The sequence below is a fragment of the Rhodococcus sp. NPDC059234 genome, from assembly GCF_042754225.1.
In the GTDB taxonomy this organism is placed as follows: Bacteria; Actinomycetota; Actinomycetes; order Mycobacteriales; family Mycobacteriaceae; genus Rhodococcus_G.
Genome location: NZ_JBHZAH010000201.1, coordinates 1 through 4,036, shown reverse-complemented (window position 1 = coordinate 4,036; position 4,036 = coordinate 1). Strand labels below are relative to the sequence as shown.

The following is a 4,036-nucleotide window of genomic DNA, read 5'->3' as shown; positions in this document are numbered from 1 at the left end:
GTACCCCGATCGCGCACGGGGGCGTCAGCGCCTAGCCGTTGGCGGCGATGTCCTCGAGCACGCTGATCATCGTCCGGACCGGGACACCGGTGCCGCCCTTGCCGGTGTAGCCGAACGGGCCGCCGGTGTTGTACGACGGGCCGGCGACGTCGATGTGGGCCCACTGGACGTCGTCGGCGACGAACTCCTCGAGGAAGATCGCGGCCGCGAGCATGCCGCCCCACCGGTGCGGGGTCACGTTCGCCAGGTCCGCGACCTTCGAGTTCAGGTCCGCCCGCAGCTCGCGGGGCAGGGGCATCGGCCAGGCGTTCTCGCCGATCTCCTGCGATATGCGGGCGACCCGGTCGCGGAACTCGTCGGTGCCCATCACGCCGGGCGTCCGGTTGCCGAGCGCGACCATCTGCGCACCCGTGAGGGTGGCGGTGTCGATCAGGTAGTCGGGCTTGAACTCGCAGGCCCTGACGATGGCGTCGGCGAGGACGAGCCGGCCCTCGGCGTCGGTGTTGATCACCTCGACGGTGGTGCCGCCGTACTGGGTGAGCACGTCGCCGGGCCGCTGCGCGGTGGACGAGGGCATGTTCTCGGCCATCGGCGCGTACGCGTCGACGGCGACCTTCAGGCCGAGCTTGGCCGCGAGCACGACCGTCGCGATGACGGCCGCGGCGCCTCCCATGTCGGAGGTCATGTTCTCCATGCCGGCGGCGGGCTTGATGGAGATGCCGCCGGTGTCGAAGGTGATGCCCTTGCCGACGAGCGCGACCTTCTTGGCGCCGCGTCCGGCGCCCGCGTAGGTCATCCGCACCAGGCGAGGCTGGCGCGACGAGCCCTTGCCGACGCCGAGGATGCCGCCGTAGCCGCCCTTGTCGAGGGCCTTCTCGTCGAGCACCTGGACCTTCAGGCCGGCGGCGACGCCGAGCGCCTTGGCGCGGGCCGCGAACTCCTCGGGGTAGAGGTGGCTCGGCGGGGTGTTGACGAACTCGCGCGCGACGGCGACGGCCTCGGCGATCGCGGCCGATCGGGCCAGTTCGTTCTTCGCGGCGGCGGTACGCGGCGCCGACACCAGCAACTCGACCCGTCCGAGAGGCCTCCCGGCCGCGCTCGGCGCGGACTTCGCCTTGAACTCGGTGAAGGTGTACGCGCCGAGGTAGAAACCCTCCGCGGCCGCACCCAGGTCGAGTGCCGACAGCGTGGTCGCGGCGACGGCGGTCCCGGCGAGGGCGCGGGCCGCCGCGCCGGCCGACCCGCGGACCTGCTCCGCGTCGACGGCGTCCGGAGCGCCGAGGCCGACGGCGAGCACGCTCGACACCGTCATGCCCGCGGGGGCGGGAATCCGGGTGATCTCCTCGGCCTTGCCGGTCGCGCCGACCGCGACGAGGCCGTCGAGCACCGCCTCGGCGGTCGCGTCGTCGAGTACCTCACCGACCGAGGCCTCGGGTCCGTCGGGACCGGTGGTCAGGCCGATGACGAGAACGTCGACGCGCTTGGCGATCGAGCCCGCGAGGGCGAGCTCGGGGCCGAGCGGCGAATCGGTCGTGGCAGGGCTCACTGGATACTCCTGGGAAGTCGGTGATCGGTTGCCCGCAACTGTAGTTCGGTGCCGGTGCGCCCCGCGGGACGCACACTGGTGGGGGCCGCACCGCTCGCGGCGTGCGGACCTCGTGGTTCGGATGCGCCGACCGTGTACGGCGTCGACTAGCGTGGTGCCCCATGAGCGATGCGGAACTCCAGCAGGGACCCCTCCATGCCGTGCACACCGAGCTCGGCGCCACCTTCGCCCCGTTCGGCGGCTGGCAGATGCCGGTGTCCTACGCCGGCGTGGTGGCCGAGCACACGGCGGTCCGGGAGACGGCCGGCGTGTTCGACGTCAGCCACCTCGGCAAGGCGCTGGTGGCGGGACCCGGCGCCGCGGAGTTCGTGAATGCCTCGCTGACAAACGATCTCGGCAAGATCGGCCCGGGTCAGGCGCAGTACACGCTGTGCGCCACCGAGTCCGGCGGCGTGGTGGACGACCTGATCGCCTACTACGTCTCCGACGACGAGGTGTTCCTCGTGCCCAACGCCGCGAACACCGCCGCCGTGGTCGCGAAGCTGGCCGCCGAGGCGCCGGCCGGCGTGAGCGTGACCGATCAGCACCGCGACTTCGCGGTGCTCGCGGTCCAGGGCCCCAGGTCCGCGGAAATCCTTGCGGCGCTCGGACTTCCGTCGGACATGGAGTACATGGCGTTCGCCGACGCGACCTTCGGCGGACAGCCGGTGCGGGTGTGCCGGACGGGTTACACCGGCGAGCACGGCTACGAGTTGCTGCCCACCTGGGACGGCGCGGAGGCGGTGTTCCGGGCGCTGGTGACCGCGGTCCGGGCGATCGGCGGCGAGGTCGCCGGGCTCGGTGCCCGCGACACCCTGCGCACCGAGGCGGGTTACCCGCTGCACGGGCACGAGCTGTCGACGGAGATCTCGCCGCTGCAGGCGCGGTGCGGATGGGCGATCGGGTGGAAGAAGCCGCAGTTCTGGGGCCGCGAGGCGCTGCTCGCGGAGAAGGAGGCCGGCCCCGCGCGCAAGATGTGGGGCATCAAGGCGCTCGACCGCGGCGTCCTGCGGCAGGGCCAGTCGGTCCTGCGCGACGGTGCGCCGGTCGGCGAGACCACCTCGGGAACCTTCTCGCCGAGCCTCAAGGTCGGCATCGCGCTGGCCCTGATCGACTCGGACTCGGGAATCGCCGCCGGCGATCAGGTCGAGGTGGACGTGCGCGGGCGAGCGCTGCGATGCGAGGTGCTCACGCCGCCGTTCGTACCTCTGCACACCAAGTAGCCGCGACCCGGACTCGGCGATCGGTGCACGACATGGACCGGTGGCGAAAAATCGTGCGCGACGCGTTCGATAGGATCGCGCCATGACTGGTGTCCTCGAATTCACGCGTATCCCGCATCCCTCGCCCGCCTCCGAGGCGGAGCGCGCGCAGGTGCTGGCGTCGCCGGGATTCGGGAAGTTCTTCACCGATCACATGGTGACGATCGACTACACCGAGGGCGTGGGCTGGCACGACGCCACCGTGCAGCCTTACGGTCCGCTCTCTCTGGACCCGGCGTCCATGGTCCTGCACTACGGGCAGGCGATCTTCGAGGGTCTCAAGGCGTACCGGCAGCAGGACGGCACGATCTCCTCCTTCCGGGTCGGTTCCAACGCCGAGCGGCTGCGGACCTCCGCCCGCCGGATCGAGATGCCGGAGCTGCCCGAGGAGCTGTTCCTGCGCTCGGTCACCGAGCTGCTGGCAGTGGACAAGGACTGGGTGCCCGCCGCGGGCGGCGAGGACGCGCTGTACATCCGCCCGTTCATGATCGCCACCGAGGTGGGCCTCGGCGTGCGTCCGGCGAACCGGTACCGCTACCTGCTGATCGCCTCGCCCGCGGGTGCCTACTTCCCGAAGGGCGTCAAGCCGGTCAGCGTGTGGCTCTCGACCGAGTACGTGCGGGCCGCCCCGGGTGGCACCGGCGCGGCGAAGTTCGCCGGGAACTACGCGGCGTCTCTGGTCGCGCAGGCGCAGGCCGCCGACGAGGGCTGCGACCAGGTGGTGTGGCTGGACGCGACCGAACGCAAGTACGTCGAGGAGATGGGCGGGATGAACCTGTTCTTCGTCTTCGGCTCCGGTCCCGACGCGAAGCTGGTCACCCCCGAGCTGTCCGGCTCGCTGCTGCCGGGCATCACCCGCGACTCCCTGCTGACGCTCGCCGCCGACGCCGGCTTCGCGGTCGAGGAGCGCAAGATCAGCACCGACGAGTGGCGCGAGAAGGCCGCCTCCGGCGAGATCACCGAGGTCTTCGCGTGCGGCACCGCCGCCGTGATCACGCCCGTCGGCCGGGTCAAGTCCGCCACCGGCGAGTTCAGCATCGGCGGCGGCGAGCCCGGCGCGGTGACGATGGCGCTGCGCGACACCCTCACCGGCATCCAGCGCGGCACCTTCGCCGACACCCACGGGTGGATGAGCACGCTCGCCTGATCGACACCTCGACTGCGGCCCGCGACCTGGACGGTCGTGGGC

General features: G+C 71.7%; 3 protein-coding genes. 2 read left to right on the top strand and 1 reads right to left on the bottom strand.

Going from position 1 to position 4,036, the window contains the following annotated elements; translation table 11 throughout:
* Positions 1 to 31 precede the first annotated feature (31 nt).
* Entirely contained in the window at positions 32 to 1,546 is a 1,515-nt protein-coding gene (locus ACFXGJ_RS24100; RefSeq protein ID WP_378625782.1) for a leucyl aminopeptidase, read from the bottom strand.
* Between the two features lie 161 nt (positions 1,547 to 1,707).
* Between ACFXGJ_RS24100 and gcvT the strand changes: the two genes are divergently transcribed.
* Both gcvT and ACFXGJ_RS24090 read left to right on the top strand, forming a co-directional pair.
* On the top strand, positions 1,708 to 2,808 hold the full coding sequence (gene gcvT, locus ACFXGJ_RS24095) for a glycine cleavage system aminomethyltransferase GcvT (protein WP_378625781.1): 1,101 nt from the start codon (positions 1,708 to 1,710) through the stop codon (positions 2,806 to 2,808).
* Positions 2,809 to 2,890: 82 nt separating this feature from the next.
* Positions 2,891 to 3,994, top strand: coding sequence for a branched-chain amino acid aminotransferase (locus ACFXGJ_RS24090; RefSeq protein ID WP_378625780.1), 1,104 nt, complete (start codon positions 2,891 to 2,893; stop codon positions 3,992 to 3,994).
* Positions 3,995 to 4,036: the final 42 nt, after the last annotated feature.

What these genes read in the sequence shown, in the direction of transcription:
- gcvT (WP_378625781.1), top strand. Translation starts at nt 1,708, where the DNA reads ATGAGCGATGCGGAACTCCAGCAGGGACCCCTCCATGCCGTGCACACC.
- ACFXGJ_RS24090 (WP_378625780.1), top strand. Translation starts at nt 2,891, where the DNA reads ATGACTGGTGTCCTCGAATTCACGCGTATCCCGCATCCCTCGCCCGCC.